General features: G+C 73.9%; 13 protein-coding genes. 5 read left to right on the forward strand and 8 right to left on the reverse strand.

Going from position 1 to position 18,947, the window contains the following annotated elements:
• Positions 1–277: 277 nt before the first annotated feature.
• Both B7767_RS32755 and B7767_RS32760 read right to left on the reverse strand, forming a co-directional pair.
• Entirely contained in the window at positions 278–2,122 is a 1,845-nt protein-coding gene (locus B7767_RS32755; protein ID WP_085575293.1) for a glycoside hydrolase family 3 protein, read from the reverse strand.
• Between the two features lie 439 nt (positions 2,123–2,561).
• Positions 2,562–3,479 carry a LysR family transcriptional regulator gene (locus B7767_RS32760; RefSeq protein WP_085575294.1) on the reverse strand — a complete coding sequence of 306 codons (918 nt, stop codon included), beginning with the start codon at positions 3,477–3,479 and terminating at the stop codon, positions 2,562–2,564.
• A gap of 90 nt (positions 3,480–3,569) precedes the next feature.
• Between B7767_RS32760 and B7767_RS32765 the strand changes: the two genes are divergently transcribed.
• Together B7767_RS32765 and B7767_RS32770 are read left to right on the forward strand one after the other, a co-directional pair.
• Positions 3,570–4,499, forward strand: a complete 930-nt coding sequence (locus tag B7767_RS32765; protein ID WP_085575295.1) for an EamA family transporter — start codon at positions 3,570–3,572, stop codon at positions 4,497–4,499.
• A 20-nt stretch (positions 4,500–4,519) separates the two neighbouring features.
• Positions 4,520–5,206: a GNAT family N-acetyltransferase gene (locus B7767_RS32770; protein ID WP_085575296.1), complete on the forward strand. Its 687-nt coding sequence runs from the start codon at positions 4,520–4,522 to the stop codon at positions 5,204–5,206.
• Positions 5,207–5,380: 174 nt separating this feature from the next.
• Here B7767_RS32770 and B7767_RS32775 read toward each other — a convergent pair whose 3' ends face one another.
• The 3 genes from B7767_RS32775 to B7767_RS32785 form a co-directional block, all read right to left on the reverse strand.
• Positions 5,381–6,610: an MFS transporter gene (locus tag B7767_RS32775; RefSeq protein ID WP_085575297.1), complete on the reverse strand. Its 1,230-nt coding sequence runs from the start codon at positions 6,608–6,610 to the stop codon at positions 5,381–5,383.
• A gap of 92 nt (positions 6,611–6,702) precedes the next feature.
• Positions 6,703–7,500 (reverse strand): sugar phosphate isomerase/epimerase, encoded by a 798-nt coding sequence (locus B7767_RS32780; RefSeq protein WP_085575298.1) that lies wholly within the window; start codon positions 7,498–7,500, stop codon positions 6,703–6,705.
• Positions 7,501–7,965: 465 nt separating this feature from the next.
• Entirely contained in the window at positions 7,966–9,012 is a 1,047-nt protein-coding gene (locus B7767_RS32785; protein WP_085575299.1) for a LacI family DNA-binding transcriptional regulator, read from the reverse strand.
• A 241-nt stretch (positions 9,013–9,253) separates the two neighbouring features.
• On the opposite strand from B7767_RS32785, the gene B7767_RS32790 reads away from it, so the two are divergent.
• The 3 genes from B7767_RS32790 to B7767_RS32800 are packed head-to-tail and all read left to right on the forward strand — an operon-like array spanning position 9,254 to position 12,383.
• Positions 9,254–10,405: a Gfo/Idh/MocA family protein gene (locus B7767_RS32790; protein ID WP_085575300.1), complete on the forward strand. Its 1,152-nt coding sequence runs from the start codon at positions 9,254–9,256 to the stop codon at positions 10,403–10,405.
• Entirely contained in the window at positions 10,402–11,553 is a 1,152-nt protein-coding gene (locus tag B7767_RS32795) for a dihydrodipicolinate synthase family protein (protein ID WP_085575301.1), read from the forward strand. Before B7767_RS32790 ends, B7767_RS32795 begins: the two co-directional genes overlap by 4 nt.
• The gene (locus B7767_RS32800) at positions 11,550–12,383 is read left to right on the forward strand and encodes a sugar phosphate isomerase/epimerase (RefSeq protein ID WP_085575302.1); all 834 of its coding nucleotides are present in this window, start codon (positions 11,550–11,552) and stop codon (positions 12,381–12,383) included. Before B7767_RS32795 ends, B7767_RS32800 begins: the two co-directional genes overlap by 4 nt.
• A 165-nt stretch (positions 12,384–12,548) precedes the next feature.
• Here the strand turns inward: B7767_RS32800 and B7767_RS32805 are convergent, their stop codons facing one another.
• The 3 genes from B7767_RS32805 to B7767_RS32815 form a co-directional block, all read right to left on the reverse strand.
• A complete protein-coding gene (locus tag B7767_RS32805; RefSeq protein WP_085575303.1) occupies positions 12,549–13,952 on the reverse strand; it encodes a DUF6177 family protein in 1,404 nt (467 codons plus the stop codon).
• A complete protein-coding gene (gene eccCa, locus B7767_RS32810; RefSeq protein ID WP_085575304.1) occupies positions 13,949–17,929 on the reverse strand; it encodes a type VII secretion protein EccCa in 3,981 nt (1,326 codons plus the stop codon). The genes B7767_RS32805 and eccCa overlap by 4 nt, the downstream gene beginning before the upstream one ends.
• Before the next feature lie 102 nt (positions 17,930–18,031).
• On the reverse strand, positions 18,032–18,947 hold a 916-nt coding region (locus tag B7767_RS32815), incomplete at its 5' end, for a hypothetical protein (RefSeq protein ID WP_256923647.1).

Genomic DNA, 18,947 nt, shown 5'->3' on the forward strand with positions numbered 1-18,947 from the left:
GGCGCCGTACGCCGCTCGCCCGGCCCGCCGTCCTCCTCGGCGCCGCCCGGCGCGCCCTGACAGCCGGTGAGCAGCACCGCGACCGCCGCCGCGAACGCGGCGCGCGTCCCCCACCCACTCCGCACGTGCATCGTCATCCCCCGGACACCCCCGTCCAGCGTGACCCGGTCCGCCGGGGCACGCCAGACATGTGGTGAGCTTTCACCACATCGGGGAAGGCGCGTCGGATGGGTGACGTACGCGCGCTACGTCCGGCAGGGGGAAGCGCCCGAGTGCGCTAGTACCTCAGCCCGTGCCCGACCGGGTACAGCATCGTCGCCGGGTCGTCCGCCCGCTGCACCGGCACCGGCAGCGTGCCGCGCGGGCGCACCTTGCCCGCGATCACCCGGGCCGCCGCCCGCAGTTCGACGTCGGTCCAGGAGTACGTCGCCAGACACGCCGGCACGCCGGGCAGGTGGGCCACGTCGTAGGGGTTGCGGACCGCGACCGCGACCACCGGCGTCCCGGTCTCCAGCAGTCGCTCGACCAGGGTCTTCTGACTACTGGCCGCCGTGACGTTGTACGTCCCCACGACGACCGCGTCCGCGTCCCGGGCCGCTTCCACCGCCCCGGCGATGGCGGCGGCGGACGGCGCGGTGCCGGTGGACAGGGCGGTGGCGGTGAAGCCCAGCTCGGTCAGGGCGTCCGCGAGGACACCGGTCGGAGGTCCCGTCGTACCGGACGGGGAGGCGGGATCGGCGCCGACCACCAGCAGCTTCCGCTGCCTGCGCCGGGACAGCGGCAGCAGGCCGCCCTCGTTGACCAGCAGGGTGGTGGTGCGCTCGGCGATCCGGTCGGCGGCGGCCAGGTGCGCGCGGGTGCCGACGGTGCGGTCGACCCCGGCGTGCGAGACGTACGGGTCCTCGAACAGGCCCAGTCCCGCCTTCAGCCGCAGCACCCGCAGGACCGACTCGTCGAGCCGGTCCTCGGTCAGTTCGCCGTCGCGTACGGCGTTCAGCACCGCGTTCCAGGCGACGTCCAGGGAGGGCGGGTTGAGCAGCTGGTCCACGCCCGCCTTCAGCGCCAGCACCGGCACCCGGTCGTCGCCGTACTTCGTGCGGACGCCCTCCATGCCGAGGGAGTCGGTGACCACGACCCCGTCGTAGCCCAGTTCCTCGCGCAGGATGCCGGTGAGGATGGGGCGGGAGAGCGTGGCCGGGTCCTCGGAGGCGTCGAGGGCCGGCACGACGATGTGCGCGGTCATGATGGAGTCGATGCCCGCGGCGACGGCGGCCCGGAACGGCGGCGCGTCCAGCTCCTCCCACTGCTCGCGGGTGTGGTGGATGTACGGCAGCTCGGCGTGGCTGTCGGTGACCGTGTCGCCGTGTCCGGGGAAGTGCTTGGCCGTCGAGGCGACGCGGGACGACTCGTAGCCCTCGACCTCCGCCGCGACGAGGTCCGCGACCGCCTCCGGGTCGGAGCCGAAGGAGCGGACGCCGATGACGGGGTTGGCCGGGTCGACGTTGACGTCGGCCACGGGGGAGTAGTTCTGGCGGATGCCCAGGGCGCGCAGTTCACGGCCCGCGATCCGGCCGAGGGTGCGGGCGTCGGAGCGGGAACCACCCGCGCCGACGGCCATCGCGCCCGGGAACAGGGTGGCGGGCTCGCCCACGCGGGCCACGATGCCGTGCTCCTGGTCGGTGGAGATCAGCACGGGCAGCCCGCGCGGCAGACCGAGGGACGCCTTCTGGATGCCGTTGGACAGGTCCGCGATCTGGTGCGGGTCGCGGGTGTTGTGCGCCCAGGCGAAGTAGATGATGCCGCCGACCCGGTATCTGGCCAGCAGCTCGGCGGCCGTGCGGACGCCGATCTCCTTCAGGTTGGCGTCGACGTCGGCCTGGTCCGGGTCGGTGGCGGAGTGGCCGTAGACCCGCATCACGAAGAGCTGGCCGACCTTCTCCTCCAGCGTCATGCGGGAGACGAGGGCGCGCAGGCTTCTGTCGTCGTGCGCGGGCCGGCCGGTGGCCGCGTGGACGGCGCCGCCGGCCGCGAGGGCGGTGCCGACGCCCGCCGTCGCGGCGAGGACGGTACGTCTGGACGGACGTGCGGTGCTTCCCGTGCTTCCGGTGCTGCTGTCGGGCACGTGCGCTCCTTTGGAAGGTGGTCCGCGGGGGGCCGGGGACCACTGAAGGACATCCTTGAAGGAAACTGCCAGGAGGTCACCAATATCCGGGAAGTTTCTGCCAGTCAAGGGAATGCGCAGCGACCGGGCGGGATCCGCGGGATCCGCGGGATCCGGAGGGCTCGGGGGCTTGGGGCTCGGGGGTTTGAGGGTTCGGGGGCTTGGGGGCTTGGGGGCATGGGGCCGTCATCGGCGCGACGGGAGGGGGCGCGCCGATGACGGCGTGCTGCCGGCCATGGCACGGCGGAGAGGGTCGGTCGGCGATCGCAGCCGGCAGCGAGGGCCGACACCGCACCACGGAGACTCGTCCGGCAGCCTGCACATGGGACGGACGGAGGCGGGGACGGGTTCCCCGGCCGGACCGGATTTCCCGGGATCGGGACCGGGGGTTCGGACGGGGTCAGCGGGGCGCGTGCGCCGACACCTCGGGCCAGTGCCCGCACAGCGTGCGGACGGTCTCCGCGATCGCCGGCCGGCGGGCCGCCCCGGTGCGCCACAGCGCGTACAGCCGTCGTACGGGCATCGGGTCCAGCGGCACCTCCACCACACCGGCGGGCAGCGGGCCGCGCCCCAGCCGGGGGATCAGCGCGATGCCGAGCCCGGCCGCGACCAGGGCGACCAGGGTCGGGTTCTCGTCGGCCTGGTGGACGATCTCCGGCTCGTGCCCGGCCGTGCGCAGGGTGCGCACCAGCCATTCGTGACAGACCCGCCCCGGCGGCTGGCAGATCCACCGCTCACCGCCCAGCTCCTCCCGCCGTACCGCCGTACGCCCCGCGAAGGGATGGTCCTCGGGCACCAGCAGATCGCACAGGTCGTCACCGATGACCGCCTGCTCCACGCCCGCCGGGGCGGGCAGCGGCGCGATGTCCCAGTCGTGCGCGACGACGAGGTCGACCGCGCCCTTGGCGACCAGGTCCACGGAGAGATGGGGGTCGATCTCGGTGAGCCGCGTGTCGAGCGCGGGGTGCCGGCGGGCCAGGTCGGCCAGGACGGGTGGCATCAGCCCGCGGGCCGCCGACGCGAACGCGGCGACGGTCAGCCGCCCGGCCGGCACCCCGCGCCGCTCCTCCAGCTCGGTCTCCGCCCGTTCCACGATGGCGAGCAGCTCCCGCGCGGCGCGCACGAGCTGATGCGCCTCGTCGGTCAGCCGTACGCCCCGGCCCTCCCGCTCCAGCAGCACCGTCCGCGTCTCCCGCTCCAGCTTGGCGATCTGCTGGGAGACGGCGGACGAGGTGTACCCGAGCGCCACGGCGGCGGCACCGACGGTGCCGTGGACGGAGACGGCGTGCAGGGCGCGCAGCCGCTGGAGGTCGAGCATGACGGCTCCCCGATCGGTTAGCGGTGCTTCATCCAACCATGCAGGAATCATCGCTGGTGCTGAAGTGTGGTGGGCGGCGATCCTCGGCGTATGCGACCTTCCCACCTGTTCCTCGCCGTCCTCGTCACCGCCGTGTGGGGAGTGAACTTCACCGTCATCGAGGTCGGGCTCGACCACTTCCCGCCGCTGCTCTTCTCCGCCCTGCGCTTCCTGGTGGCGGCGCTGCCCGCGGTGTTCCTCGTGGGGCGGCCCAAGGTGGCGTGGAAGTGGATCGTGGGGGTGGGACTCGCGCTGGGGGTGGCCAAGTTCGGGCTGCTGTTCGTCGGCATGGACGCGGGGATGCCGGGCGGACTGTCCTCGCTGGTGCTCCAGATCCAGGCGGTGTTCACGGCCCTGTTCGCCTTCGCGCTCCTCGGCGAACGCCCCTCGCGCGTACGGCTGGTGGGGATGGCGGTGGCGCTGGCCGGCATCGGGGTGGCGGCGGTCGACGAGGGCACCTCGGGTCCGCTGCTCGGCTTCGCCCTGGTCGTCGCGGCGGCGGCCTGCTGGGGCGTCTCCAACATCCTCACCCGCAAGGCGGCACCCCCCGACGCCCTGAACTTCATGATCTGGGTGAGCACGGTGCCGGTGCTGCCGCTGCTCGCGCTCTCCCTGCTGCTGGAGGGCCCGTCGCGGGACCTGGACGCGCTGCGCGGCCTGGACTGGCAGGGCGCGGGCACCGTGCTCTTCGTCGCCTGGGTCGCCACGGTGTTCGGCTTCGGCGCCTGGGGGTGGCTGCTGCGCCGCCACCCCGCCTCCACGGTCGCGCCCTTCTCCCTGCTGGTCCCGGTCTTCGGCATGTCGTCGGCCGCGCTGTTCCTGGGCGAGTCGGTGACCCCGCTGCGGTGGTGCGCGGCGGCACTGCTGGTGGGCGGGGTGGCACTGGCGTCGGTGACGCCGCGTCGGCCGGCGGCGGTGCCGGCGGTGAAACCCGTTCGACGGGCGGAGGCCCGTACGGAAGACTCCCCGGTCGGTGGATGAGGAAGACCGGGAGGCCGCACATGGGTTTCGTTCTGGAAGGGCCGGTGCTGGAGGGCACGTCGGTGCGCCTGGAACCGCTGGAGCACCGGCACGCGGCCGGCCTCGCGCTCGCCGCGGAGGAGAACCGGGACACCTACGCCTACACCTGGGTGCCCAGGGCCGACGAGGTCGGCGCCTACATCGACGCGCAGCTCGCCCGCGCGGCGACCGGCCGGCTGGCCCCCTACGCGCAGATCTCCCTCGCCACGGGACGCGCGGTGGGCGCCACGGCGTACTGGGAGCCCCGTTCCTGGCTGAACGAGGACCGGCTCGACGCGATCGAGGTCGGCTTCACGTGGCTCGCCGGTTCGGCCCAGGGCACGGGCCTCAACGCCGAGTCCAAACTCCTGCTCTTCGGCCACGCCTTCGAGGAGTGGGGAGTGTCCCGCGTCGACCTGAAGACGGACGCCCGCAACACCCGCTCCCGTACCGCGATCGAACGGACCGGCGCCCGCTTCGAGGGCGTCCTGCGCAACTGGTCCCGCAGCTGGGCACCGGGCGAGGAGGGCCGCCTGCGCGACTCGGCGATCTACTCGATCACGGGGGAGGACTGGCCGGAGGTCCGCCACCGGCTGGAACAGCGGGTTTCGGGACACACCGGGGAGCGGAGCGCCCCTCAGGGGCGCGGGGCTGTGACACGTGCGGCTCCGCCGCGTGGGCGCGAATAGGGGCGCGGGGCTGTGACACGTGCGGCTCCGCCGCGTGGGCGCGAATAGGGGCGCGGGGCTGTGACATGTGCGGCTCCGCCGCGTGGGCGCGAATAGGGGCGCGACCAACCACGACGCACCCGCACCCGCCCCACGACGCCACCCCCCGAGCTCTCCGGCCCAACCCCCGGAGGGTCATGGCGCGGGAGCCCTCTCCCGCAACTCCGGCGTACTCGCGCCGACATACGCCACCGCCACCACACACAGCACCCCGCCCGCCACCAGCGCCGCCGCCCCGGACGTCGCCCCGGCCACCAGCCCCGCCCGCATGTTGCCGAGGTGCGGCCCGGCCTGCCCGACGATCTGCTCGGCGGCCGTGACCCGCCCCAACAAGGCGTCGGGCGTACGGGTCTGCACGATCGTGGTGCGGGAGAGCACCGACAGTGCGTCGGCCCCACCGGCCACGACCAGCAGCCCCAGACCGATCCAGGGGTTGCTCATGAACCCGAACGAGGCCAGCGCGGCACCCCACACACCGGCACCGAACAGCATCACGAGGCCGGGACGGCCCAGGTGGGTCACCGCCCCGGACAGCGCCGACGCCAGCACGCCACCGATCGCGACCGCCGACAGGAACAGGCCCAGCGTGCGCGGGTCACCGCCGAACCGTTCGTCGTTGATCAGCGGGAACAGGCTGACCGGCATCGACAGGACGGTGGCGGCGAGGTCGGTGACGAGCGCGCCGCGCACCACCCGGTGGCCGGCCAGGAAGCTCAGCCCGTCCAGCACCCCGCGCAGCCCGGCGCGGGACGGCTCTCCCTCGGGCGGCAGCGCGGGCAGACCGAACGCGCCGTAGAAGGACAGCAGGAAGCTCAGCGCGTCGAGCAGATAGCAGACGCCGATGCCGAACCAGCCGAGCAGCAGGCCCCCGAGCGCGGGTCCGACGAACATCATCGCCTGACCGGTGACCTGGTAGAGCGCGAGTCCGGAGGCCACCTGCTCCTTGGGCAGCAGCCGGGGCACGAACACACCGGCCGCCGGACCGCCGACCGCCGCGCAGGCGGCCTGGGCGGCGACCAGGGCGAGCACACCGCCCACCGGCACGTTCCCGGTGAATCCCTGGACCGCCAGCAGCAGCGAGCAGACCGCCTGGCCGACCGTCGCGGCCAGGAAGATCCGGCGCCGGTCGCCCCGGTCGGCCCAGGCCCCGGCGAACAGTCCGAAGCAGACCAGCGGCAGCGCCTGCGCGAGACCCACCGCGCCGCTCCAGGCCGCGCTGTGCGTCATCTCCCAGACCTGGTACATGACGGTGACCATGGTCATGAAGCCGCCGAGGAGGGACACCGTCCGCCCGATCAGCAGGCGCCTGAAGACCGGTGAGGTACGCAGGGGGCGCACGTCGATCAGCGTGCGGGACAGGCTCACGAGGGCAGGACGGCGGGGCGGGGCACGGGCTGGGGCACGGCGGGGACGCTATCCGGCCGCCGCCCGCCCCGGCCAGTGGTTTTTCCGTCCGGTCAGGCCGACTCGCTGAGCAGCCGGGCCAGGTGCTCCCGGCCGGGGGTGAGCAGGCCGGGCAGCGGGGCGGCGTCGGCGTACCAGCGCTTCTCGTACTCCCAGCAGAGCCAGCCGTCCCAGCCGTGCCGGGAGAGGATCTCCACGCAGTCGGTCAGCGGGAGGACACCGGCGCCGAGCGGGAGCGGGGTCGTGTCGTCGGCGGAGGCGATGTCCTTGACCTGGACGTAGCCGAGGTGCGGGGAGAGGGCCGCGTAGCTCTCGGCGGGCTGTTCGCCGCCGAGCCAGGTGTGCATCACGTCCCACAGCGCACCCACCTGACGGTGGCCGACCAGGCCGAGGACCCTGATCGCGTCGGCGCCGGTACGGTGCGAGTCGTGGGTCTCCAGCAGGATCCGTACGCCCAGGTCGGCGGCGTACTCGGCGGCCGTGCCCAGCCGGCGGGCGGCCGTCGCGTCCGCCTCCTCGGGGCTCTGCTCGCCGCCGCCGGGGAAGACGCGGACGAAGGGGGCGCCGAGGTCCCGGGCGAGGTCGAGGAGGGCGCGGATCTCTGCGAGGACGGGTTCGTCCTCGCCGGGCGCGGCGACCCGGGCGTACCCGGCGAGCCCCAGGATCTCGACGCCGGCCGCCTTGAACCCGGCGGCCACATCGGCACGTTCGGCGGGGCCGAGCCCCGGATGGACGGGTTCCTCGGGGTGGGCGCGCAGCTCGACACCGTGGTAGCCGTGCGCGGTCGCGAGGCCCAGCACGTCGGTGAGGGGCAGCCCGGGGACGCCGAGGGTGGAGAACGCCAGCTTCATGGAAACGGACCCTACCCGCGAGGGCCCGGCCCGACTCCTCTCCCTCACCCTGGTGTCGGCGTCGCGCGGCTCCCCGCGCCCCTGAGAGGCCTCCGGTCGGGTGCGGGTCCGTCGTGGCTTGTCGCGCAGTTCCCCGCGCCCCTGGGGGGAGTGTCCGTGCCGGAGCCGCAGAGGACCCGGCGAGCAGCCCCACGGCCCGCACCCGACGACGCGCCCCTCAAAGGGGCGCGGGGCTGTATCGATTTGCGGCTCCGCCGCGCGGGCGCGCACACCCCCTACGGTCCGCGCCTGACGACGCCCCTCTCCAGGGGCGCGGGGCTGTATCGATTTGCGGCTCCGCCGCGCGGGCGCGCACACCCCCTACGGTCCGCGCCTGACGACGCCCCCCTCCAGGGGCGCGGGGAACTGTGCGACAAGCCGCAACGCACCCGCACCGGTGGTGCAGGACCCCGGGCCGGGGCCCGATCAGTCCCGCGGTCCCGCCGTGGACCCCCGCACCATCAACTCCCCCCGCACCGACGTGATCCCCCCGTGCGGCGCCTCCTCCCGCCCCATGGCGATCCGCCCCGCACGGGCCCCCGCCTCCGCCAACGGCAACCGCACCGTCGTCAGCGCAGGCACCGCGTCGATGCTGAACGGCAGATCGTCGAACCCGGCCACCGACACGTCGTCCGGAATCCGCAGTCCCGACTCCCGCAGCGCCGCGCACGCCCCCAGCGCGACGGAGTCGTTCGCCGCGACCACGGCCGTCAACGACGGGTCGCGCCGCAGGAGTTCGAGCGTCGCCTCGTACCCCGACCGCCGGTCGTACCGGCCGTGCACGGTCCACCGCGGGTCCTCCTCGATGCCGTGCGCGGCCAGCGCGTCCCGGTGGCCTTCGAGCCGGTGCCGCGTCGTGGTCCGCTCCACGGGGCCCGCGATGTACCCCAGCCGCCGGTGCCCCAGCCCGATCAGGTGCTCGGTGAGTTCCCGCCCGCCGCCCCGGTTGTCGAAGGTCAGCGCGATCGCCCCGGTCTCCGCCGCCGGCGGCCGGCCGCACAGCACCACCCGGGTCCCGGCGTCCGCCAGCTTCCGCAGCTTCGCGTCCATGGCCGCCTTGTGCGGCGCGTCCTCGATCGCGCCGCCGGTCAGCACCACCGCCGCCGCCCGCTGCCGCTGGAGCAGGGTGAGGTAGGTCAGTTCGCGTTCGGGCGAGCCGCCCGTGTTGCACACGACCGCGAGTCTCTCCCCGCCGGCGCGCCCGCCCGGCCCGCCGATCTCCGCCTGGATCGCGCTCGCCATGATCCCGAAGAACGGGTCGGCGATGTCGTTGACCAGGATGCCCACCAGGTCGGAGGTGGCGGCGGCCAGCGCGCTCGCGGGGCCGTTGAGGACGTAGTCCAGCTCGTCCACGGCCTTCAGCACCCGTTCACGGGTGGACGCGGCCACGGGATAGTTCCCGTTGAGCACGCGCGACACCGTCGCGGGGGAGACCTGCGCGCGAGCCGCCACGTCCGCCAGGGTCACCGTCATGTCTCGTCCTCCGCCTCGCGCGTTCGCCGTACGCCGTCGTACACATCCACGCCCACACCCGTGGTTCCGAGCAGACCCTACGGCCATCCGCGCGCCTGTTCGCCCCCTCGAACAACTCCGGTTCGCCGTGGTCTTGTCCACACCGCCGTTCAGAGGCTAGCTTCTCTCTACATAGAAAGCGCTTGCTGTCACGCTCACCAGTGGGGCGTACGCGGCGCGAACCGCGTACGAAGGGAATGACGTGACACGCAAGACGGTGCGTATCGCCATGAACGGTGTGACCGGGCGCATGGGCTACCGCCAGCACCTCGTCCGCTCCATCCTGGCCCTGCGCGAGCAGGGTGGTCTGGACCTCGGTGACGGCACCGTGCTGTGGCCGGAGCCGATCCTGGTCGGCCGGCGGGAGCACGCGCTGAAGGCGCTGGCCGAACGGCACGGACTCGAACACATCTCGACGGACGTGGACGCGGTCCTCGCCGACGACAGCGTCGACATCTACTTCGACGCGCAGGTCACCTCGGCCCGCGAGGAGGCGATCAAGAAGGCGATCGCCGCGGGCAAGCACGTCTACACCGAGAAGCCCACCGCCACCGGCCTCGACGGCGCCCTGGAACTCGCCCGCCTGGCGAACGCGGCCGGCGTCAAGCACGGCGTCGTCCAGGACAAGCTCTTCCTCCCCGGCCTGCTCAAGCTGAAGCGCCTCATCGACGGCGGCTTCTTCGGCCGCATCCTCTCCGTGCGCGGCGAGTTCGGCTACTGGGTCTTCGAGGGCGACTGGCAGGAGGCCCAGCGCCCGTCCTGGAACTACCGCAGCGAGGACGGCGGCGGCATCGTCGTCGACATGTTCCCGCACTGGGAGTACGTGCTGCACGAGCTGTTCGGCCGCGTGAAGTCCGTACAGGCCCTCACCGCCACCCACATCCCGCAGCGCTGGGACGAGAACGGCAAGCCCTACGACGCCACCGCCGACGACGCCGCCTACGGCGTCTTCGAACTGGACGGCGGCGCCATAGCCCAGATCAACTCCTCCTGGGCGGTCCGCGTCAACCGCGACGAACTGGTCGAGTTCCAGGTCGACGGCACCGAGGGCTCCGCCGTCGCCGGCCTGCGCAACTGCCGCGTCCAGCACCGCTCCGCCACCCCCAAGCCGGTCTGGAACCCGGACATCCCCGCCACCGAGGTCTTCCGCGACCAGTGGCAGGAGGTCCCGGACAACGGCGAGTTCGACAACGGCTTCAAGGCCCAGTGGGAGCTGTTCCTGCGCCACGTCTACGCCGGCGCCCCCTACCACTGGGACCTGCTGGCCGGCGCCCGCGGCGTCCAGCTCGCCGAGCTGGGCCTGAAGTCCTCGGCCGAGGGCCGCCGCCTCGACGTGCCGGAGATCTCGCTGTGACCCTCCACCTGCCCGACGCGAACGGCACCCTGCGGGCCTACGAGCCCCGCACCGAGCCCCTCGCCGTCACTCCGGGAAGCGATTTCACCTCCCGTACGGTCTTCTCGGCCGCGCACGTCGTCGCCGACCCGTACGCGGACGTGTCACCCGACTCGCCGGCCGCCGTCGACTGGGACGCCACCCTCGCCTTCCGCCGCCACCTGTGGTCGCACGGGCTGGGCGTCGCCGAGGCGATGGACACCGCGCAGCGCGGCATGGGCCTGGACTGGGCGGGCGCGGCCGAGCTGATCCGCCGCTCCGCCGCCGAGGCGAAGGCCGTCGGCGGCCGCATCGCCTGCGGCGTCGGCACCGACCAGCTCACCGGCGGCACCCTCGCCGAGGTCCGGGCGGCCTACGAGGAACAGCTCGCGGTCGTCGAGGAGTCCGGCGCGCAGGCCATCCTGATGGCGTCCCGCGCCCTCGCCGCGACGGCGCAGGGCCCGGACGACTACCTGGAGGTCTACGGCCACCTGCTCCGCCAGGCCGCCGAGCCGGTGATCCTGCACTGGCTGGGCCCGATGTTCGACCCGGCGCTGGAGGGCTACTGGGGCTCGTCCGACCTCGACGCGGCCACCGACACCTTCCTTGAGGTCATCGCCGCCCACCCCGACAAGGTCGACGGCATCAAGGTCTCCCTCCTCGACGCGCAGCGCGAGGTCGACCTGCGCCGCCGCCTCCCGCAGGGCGTGCGCTGCTACACCGGCGACGACTTCAACTACCCCGAGCTGATCGCCGGCGACGAGCAGGGCTTCAGCCACGCCCTGCTCGGCATCTTCGACCCGCTCGGCCCGCTCGCGGCGGAGGCGGTCCGCGTCCTCGACACCGGGAACACCGAGGGCTTCCGCGCCCTCCTCGACCCCACCGTCGAACTCTCCCGCCACCTCTTCCAGGCCCCCACCCGCTTCTACAAGACGGGCGTGGTCTTCCTCGCCTGGCTGGCCGGCCACCAGTCCCACTTCACGATGGTCGGCGGCCTGCAGTCGGCGCGCTCCCTGCCGCACTTCGCCCGCGCCTACGAACTCGCCGACGGCCTCGGCCTGTTCCCCGACCCCAAGCTCGCCGAGGAACGGATGAGGACCCTGCTGCACCTGTACGGAGTGACCCCATGAGCGCCGACCTCGCGCGTTTCAGCATCAACCAGATGACGGTCAAGCAGCTCTCGCTGCCGGAACTCGCCGACGCCTGCCGGGACCTGGGCGTACCGGGCGTGGGCCTGTGGCGCGAGCCCGTCCAGGCGTACGGCGTGGAGGCGGCCGCGAAACTGGTCCGCGACGCGGGCCTGGCGGTGACGACCCTGTGCCGGGGCGGCTTCCTCACCGCGACCGACCCCGGCGAGCGGGCCGCCGCCCTGGCGGACAACCGCCGCGCCGTCGACGAGGCGGCCACGCTCGGCACCGACACCCTGGTCCTGGTCTCGGGCGGCCTCCCGGCCGGCTCCAGGGACCTGCGCGGCGCCCGCGAGCGCATCGCCGACGCACTCGCCGAACTCGGCCCCTACGCCGAGGAGCACGGGGTGAGACTGGCCATCGAGCCGCTGCACCCCATGTTCGCCTCCGACCGGTGCGTGGTCTCCACGCTCACCCAGGCCCTGGACATCGCCGAACGCTTCCCCGCCCACCAGGTCGGCGTCACGGTCGACACCTACCACATCTGGTGGGACGACCAGGCGCCCGCCCAGATCGCCCGCGCGGGCGCCCAGGGCCGCATCCACACCTTCCAGCTCGCCGACTGGACCACCCCGCTGCCCGAGGGCGTCCTCAACGGCCGGGGCCAGATCGGCGACGGCGCGGTCGACATGCGGGAGTGGAAGGGCCACGTGGAGGCGGCCGGCTACACCGGCCCCATCGAGGTCGAACTCTTCAACGACGGCCTGTGGGCCCGCGACGGCCGCGAGGTCCTCGCCGAGACGGCGGCCCGGTTCGTGGAGCACGCGGGCTAGGAGCCGCGCGGCGTCCCGGGTCTTGTGCGGGGCCCGGATGCCGCCCGTGCGGTGTCCCGGGTCCTGTGCACGGCCCGGGCGCCGCGTCGGGGCGCGGGGCACGGGAGAAGCTCTGGGGAGAGGTCCTCCCGTGCCCTGGCGTCCCGCCCCGCGCGGAGCGCACCGTCAGGCCTCCGCACCCGGCACACCGGCCCGCAGATGCGCCGCCAGGCGGTGCAGCTCGACGAGGGCACCGGCGTCCGACCCGTCCCCCAGCGGGTAGTGCAGGGCCGGTTCGGACGCGGGCCCCAGGACGACGGGCCGTACCTCGACGGGCGGGCGACGGGCATGGGTGAGGCCGATGCCCCGTACGTCCCGCGCGCCCAGGGTGAAGGCGACCGGGACGGGAGGGGCCTGGAGCACGGGTCCCGTGGTGAGGTCACGGGAGGCCCGCCGCACCGAGGCCAGCATCGTCGTCAGGCCGTGCTCCGCGACGAGCACCTCGGCGAGCGGGGCGATCGCCTCCAGGGGCGGTTCCTCACCCTCCCCGTATCCGAGGACGAGCGTCACGTCCTGTTCGACCCCGGCGGTCGTCCGCGTGACCCGGATCCACGCCAGCGCGGGCCGGTCGGGGCGCCCCGTCACGATCAGATGGGTCGGTTCGGGGGCCCGGTCACGGGCCAGACCGGTCAGCCGGCGCGGCGACCAGGGCAGGTTGACGGGCTCCGCGGTGCCCCAGCCGGCAGGCGCCGAGCCGGTGAGCGCGCGCCAGGCGGTCTCGAGCCCTTCGCCCAGGACGGCGTCCTCGTGCGCGGGGAGCGTCGTACGGAACGCCACGACGAGCTGCCGGTCGCCCGACGGGGACGTCCGGCCGAACGCCTCGGCGACCGGGGCCGTGCCGTCCGCCCCGGGCACGGGCGCGAACGTCCCGTCCCGCCAGCGCAGCACCGCCCCGGACAGCCCGTCGTAGTAGCCCTGCTCCGGGTCCTGGACGACCCAGCGGTTGGGCACCTGGAGGAGGGTGGCACGGGCCGGGGCACTGAGCCGGACGTGCGGCGGGGTGACGATCTGCAGGGCACGGCCCGACTCGGAGGTGCCGCGCAGCACCTCGGAGAGCCAGGTGGTCAGGGCCAGGACCGGCCGGTCGGCCAGGACGACGGACGTGCTGTCGGTGAGGACGTCCACGACCGGTTGTCCGTCGTCCGGCGCGACGGCCGCGCGCACGTCCACGACCTCGGTGCCCGCCGCCGGCCCGGGCCAGGTGCTGCCGCCCAGCAGCAGGGCGAGCCGCCCGCACACGGATCCCGCCAGCCGCTCGGCCTCGGGCACGGCGCCGGAGGCCCGGACCTCGGTCCACCAGAAGGGCACGGGCACGTCCCGTCCGAGCAGCCGTTCGGCCTCCCCGGGGACCTGGACCAGCAGCGGGGCCTCCACGGACACGAGGGGCCTGCCGTCCGGGGCGCACAGCCGCAGCACGGCGCCTTCGGAGCCGGCGGTCACGCCCGTCTCGGGGCCGCCCGCGTACAGGCCGGCCAGCAGGGCCCAGGCGTCCGGCATCCTCGGGGTGAGGGCGATGACGTCCTTGGTCACGACTTCTCCTCTCCGGCTCCGGTCAGCGCGGTCTGGACGAGCCGGTGGTTCCGGCCGCGGCGGACCAGGGTGCCGCGGCCGGGTGGCTGCCGGGAGGCGTACAGACCGGGGAAGAGCTGCCCCTCGGTGCGGTCGCCGGTCATCACCAGGGCGGTGGCGCCCGTCTCGCGCAGTGTGGTCAGGAGCGGTTCGTACAGCGCGCGGGAGGCTCCCGCGGTGCGGCGCGCCAGCACGAAGTGCAGGCCGATGTCCTGCGCGGAGGACACGTACGGCAGGAAGGGCGCGAGGGGCTGTTGCCCGGCGGTGGTGAGGATGTCGTAGTCGTCGACGAGGATGACGATCCGCGGGCCCCGGAAGGCGGGTTCGCCGGTCTCGGGTGCGTCCGGGTCGGCGGTCTCCGGCATCCGCTTCCGGAGTTCGGCGGCGATGCCCGTGGAGAGGGCGGAGGCGAGCGTGGCGTTGTGGGCGTAGCCGCCCCGGTACGGTTCCGGGACGACGCCGCGCAGGCCGCGACGGGGGTCGAAGACACCGAAGACCAGCTCGTCGTCGGAGTACCGTTCGACGAGCCCGGCGACGATCAGCTTCAGCAGGTTCGTCTTGCCGCACTCGTTGTCGCCGAGGACCAGCAGGTGCTGGTCGGCGCCGAAGAGGTCGAGCAGCACGGGGGCGAGGGCGTCCTGGTCGAGGCCGACCGGTATCCGCCGAGGTTCGGTGGCCGGCGAGGGCAGCCGGGTCACCGGCAGCCGGGCCGGCAGCACCCGCACCGGGGCGGCGGGCTCGCCGTGCCAGGTGGCGCGGACCGTCCGGGCCGCCTCGTCCAGGGCCGGGCCCAGGTCACCGGTCGTGGGCGAGCCGTCGATACGGGGCAGGGCGGCCTGCGCGAACAGTTTGCCGTCGGTCAGCACCCGGCCGGGAACGTCCGGCGAGAGGGTCTCGGAGAGCTTGCGGTCGACGGAGGAGTCGGCGGGGTCGTTCAGGCGCAGCTCGACGCGGGTGCCGAAGAGCGACTGGGTGGCGATGCGGACGTCGTTCCAGCGCAGCATGCCCGCCACCACGTGGATGCCGTAGCCGCCGCCCCGCTTCAGCAGATCGGCGACCGGCTCGTCGAGGTCGGCGAAGTCGTCGCGCAGGGCGCCGAAACCGTCGACCACGAGGACGACGTCGGTGGAGCCGAGCTGCGGCAGCCGGCCCTGGGCGCGGAGCCGGCGGAGCTGGTCGACGGAGTCGATGCCGTGCTCGCGGAAGACCGTCTCGCGCTCGGTGAGCATGGCGCGCACCTCGGCGACCGTACGGGCCGCGCGTTCCCGGTCGGCCCGTCCGGCGACCCCGCCGACGTGCGGCAGGGCGGCCAGCGCCGACAGGCCGCCGCCGACCAGGTCCAGGCCGTACACGGCGACGTCGCGGGGCGTGTGGGTGACCGCCAGGGACAGCACCAGGGTCCGCAGCAGCGTGGTCTTGCCGGACTGGGGGCCGCCGATCACGGCCACGTGACCGCCGGCCGTGGTCAGGTCCAGCACCCACTGGCCCTGCCACTGCCGGGCCGGGTCGTCGAGCACGCCGAGCGGCACCCGCATACCGTCCGTGGCACGTGCCAGACGCAGCCCGTGCTCGGAGACCCGGGCCGGTCCGGCGACCGCGTCCAGGGTGACGGCGTCCGGCAGCGGGGGCAGCCAGATGCGGCGCACGGCGGGCGCGGCGCCGGTGAGCCGGCCGACCATCAGGGACAGGACGGCCGGGCCGGTCTCCCGACGGGTGGCGGCGGGTTCCTCCTCCGGCTCCTCGGCCCGTCCCGCGGTGTTGTACGCCGGGTAGGGCAGGGCGAGCGGCTCCTCGTCCCGCTGCTCGAGCACCGCGGGGCCGCGGTGGACGCCGGAGACGTACCCGGCCTTGAACCGTTCGTAGGTGGAGGTGTCGACCTTCAGATAGCCGAATCCGGGCAGGGGCGGCAGATGGAAGGCGTCGGTGGTGTCGAGGACCGTGCGGGACTCGTCGGCGGAGAAGGTGCGCAGGCCCAGCCGGTACGACAGGTAGGTGTCCAGGCCCTTGAGCTTGCCGCCCTCGATGCGCTGGCTGGACAGCAGCAGATGGACGCCGATGGAGCGGCCGATGCGTCCGATGGACAGGAACAGGTCGATGAAGTCCGGCTTGGCGGTAAGGAGTTCGCCGAACTCGTCGATGACGACGAACAGGTGCGGGAGCGGTTCGAGGTCCGGCCTCTCCGTCGCGCGCAGTACGGCGTAGTGACCGATGTCGGCGACGTTCCCGGCGTCCTTCAGGACCTGCTGGCGGCGCTTGACCTCGCCGGCGAGGCTGGTGTGGACGCGTTCGACGAGCCCGGCCCGGTTCTCCAGATTGGTGATCATTCCGGCGGTGTGCGGGAGTTCGGCGAAGGGGGCGAACGTGGCGCCGCCCTTGTAGTCGATCAGGACGAGCGCCAGGTCCTCGGGGGAGTGGGTGGCGGCCAGGGCGAGGACGAGGGTGCGCAGGAGCTCGCTCTTGCCGGAACCGGTCGCGCCCACGCACAGTCCGTGCGGACCCATGCCGAGCTGGGACGACTCCTTCAGGTCCAGCAGAACCGGCTCGTGCCGGTCCGTCAGTCCGATGGGCACGCGGAGGAAGTCCCGTTCGCTGCGGGGCTTCCACAGGGCGGGCAGATCGAGGTCGGCGGGGTCGGCGATGCCGAGGAGCGCGGGGAAGTCGACCGGCCCGGTGACAGGGCTTCCCTCGGCGACCGACTCCGGGGACAGCCGCAGCGGGGCCAGCAGCCGGGCGACACCCTCCGCCCCGGCCGCGGTGACCGGGTCGACGGTGCCCTCGGCGGCGGAACCGCGCAGGTCCTCGACGACCACCCGCTCGCCGTGAACGGTGATGCGCACGCTCACCTCGTCCGGCTCGTGGACCTGCTCCTGGAGGAGGTGCACCACGGTGACCCCCATGTCCGGCAGCCCGACCGCCGAGTCCGGGCGGGGGAGTTCGGCGGCCGGCTCACCGTGGGCGTCGACGACCACCAGCAGCCGGTCCGCCAGCCGCAACGCGTTCCGGTCGGCCAGGCCACGCCGTACCTCCGCCGCGTACGCGGACCGCCGGCCCAGCTCGTGCCGCAACCGTTGGGCCAGCTGCCGCACCTCGGGCGCGATACGACGGGCGGCCACCGGACCGTCGTGCGCCCGCGGATCCAGTACGTGGGGCAGCCACTTCGCCCACTCCCACTCGGCCAGCCGCTCGCCGGGCACGGCCAGGGCGAGCGCGACGTCGTCCGGAGCGTGCGTCACCGCGGTCTGCACCAGCAGCGCCCGGGCGACCCGCAGGACGTCCTCCCGGTCACCGACGACGCTGACGTTCCCGGCGCGGTCCAACGGAACCGTCAAGGGCACGTCGGTGGCCGTCGCGAACCGGCGTTGCAGGGCGCGCGCCTCGTTGAGCATGAACGGGTCCGGCGGCGTCAGCACCCCGCCGGCGCCGCTCTGCTGGATCGCCGGCTCCTGCACGGGTACGTCACCGAGACCGACCCGCACCCGCAGGAAGTCGGCGTCCCGGCGGCGCCGTTCCCACAGCCGGGCGGGGTCCCGCACCAGGTCGTACAGTGCGTCCGGCGGCGGATTCAGCTCCCGCTCCGCGTCCCGCAGCCGGCGCTCCGCGGCGCCGAGCTCCTCCCGCAGCTCCTCCAGGTACTCCAGGTAGCGTTCACGCTGCGTGCGCCGGGTGCGCTGCGCCTTGCCCCGCTGCGACAGGAACAGCGCCACCGCACCGAGCAGCGCGAAGACCAGCACGACCGCGCCCACCACCGCGAACCGGCTGTTGCGGACCACGGTCATCATGATCACGGAGCCCATGACGCCGGCCATCGGCAGCAGCGCGGTGGCCGCGTTGCCGATCTTCCCCTCGGGCAGGTTGGGCGGCGCCTCGACCGTACGGGGCCGGGCGGGTTCCGGGGGACGGGTGCTGCGGGCGGGCCGGTGGACGATCTGCAGGGTCACGGGCGGACTTCTCCGGAGCGGGTCGTGACGGAAAGGGGGGGGAGCGGGTCGTGGCGGAGGAGGGGCGGGGCGGGCACGGGCAGGGGCGCGCCGGCCGGATGCTCAGCGCACCCTCACCGCGCGCTCCATCACCTCGGCGGCCAGCCGCAGGGCGGCCTGTTGCGTGGTGTGCGCCAGGAGGTCGGTGCGGATGGGGCCGCCACCGGCCAGATGACGGTCGTACGGCACGGTGACGACGGTGACACCGGCCTCCTTGAGGTGCCCGGCGGCCGTCTTGTCGTCGAGGAGCGTGTCGGGGGTGTTCGACACCAGCGCCACGACCGTCGTGGCCAGGGCGGAGTGCGGCAACCGGGCCAGCCAGTCCAGTACCTGGCGGGTGGCGCCGACGCCCTCCGCGGTGGCCGGCGCGACCACCACCCGGGCGTGCGCGGTGTCCATGGCCGTACGGGCCACCTCGCCGGGGAGCGTCTCGCAGTCGACCACGCTCACCGCGAAGTAGCGGCGCAACGCCAGCGTCACCTTGCGGTACGACACCATGTCGAGCGGCGGACCGACCTGGCCCCGGCTCGCGGGCAACAACCAGCCGCCGTCCGAAACCGGCACCAAGTAGCCGGTCACGTCCGTCAGTTGCATGGACGGGTGGAGGATCGGTGCGAGATCGGCGAGCGTCCAGCGCACCGCCTCCGCACCCATGCGCACCGGCAGGGTGCCCAGCGCGGCATCCGCCTCCAGTGTGAGCACCGGGTCGTGCCGGTAGTGGTTGAGGGTGCGCCCGAGCAACGCGGAGACGGTGGACTTGCCGACGCCGCCACGGATGGAGGTGACGGCCACCACCCGGCCCGTGGTGACGGGCTGCTGCAACTCGCGGGCGATCCTGGTCCGTTCGGCGACGTCCTGGGCCACGGAGGAGGTGAGCTTGCGCAGGGCCCGCCCCGTGCGCCGGGTCACGGAGTCGCCGTGCGGGGGGCGTTTCAGGGCGAGGAGGAGACGGGGGTCGAGGGTGGGGGAGGACTCGGGG

Origin of the sequence: Streptomyces sp. 13-12-16, assembly GCF_002114215.1 — a bacterium.
In the GTDB taxonomy this organism is placed as follows: Bacteria; Actinomycetota; Actinomycetes; order Streptomycetales; family Streptomycetaceae; genus Streptomyces.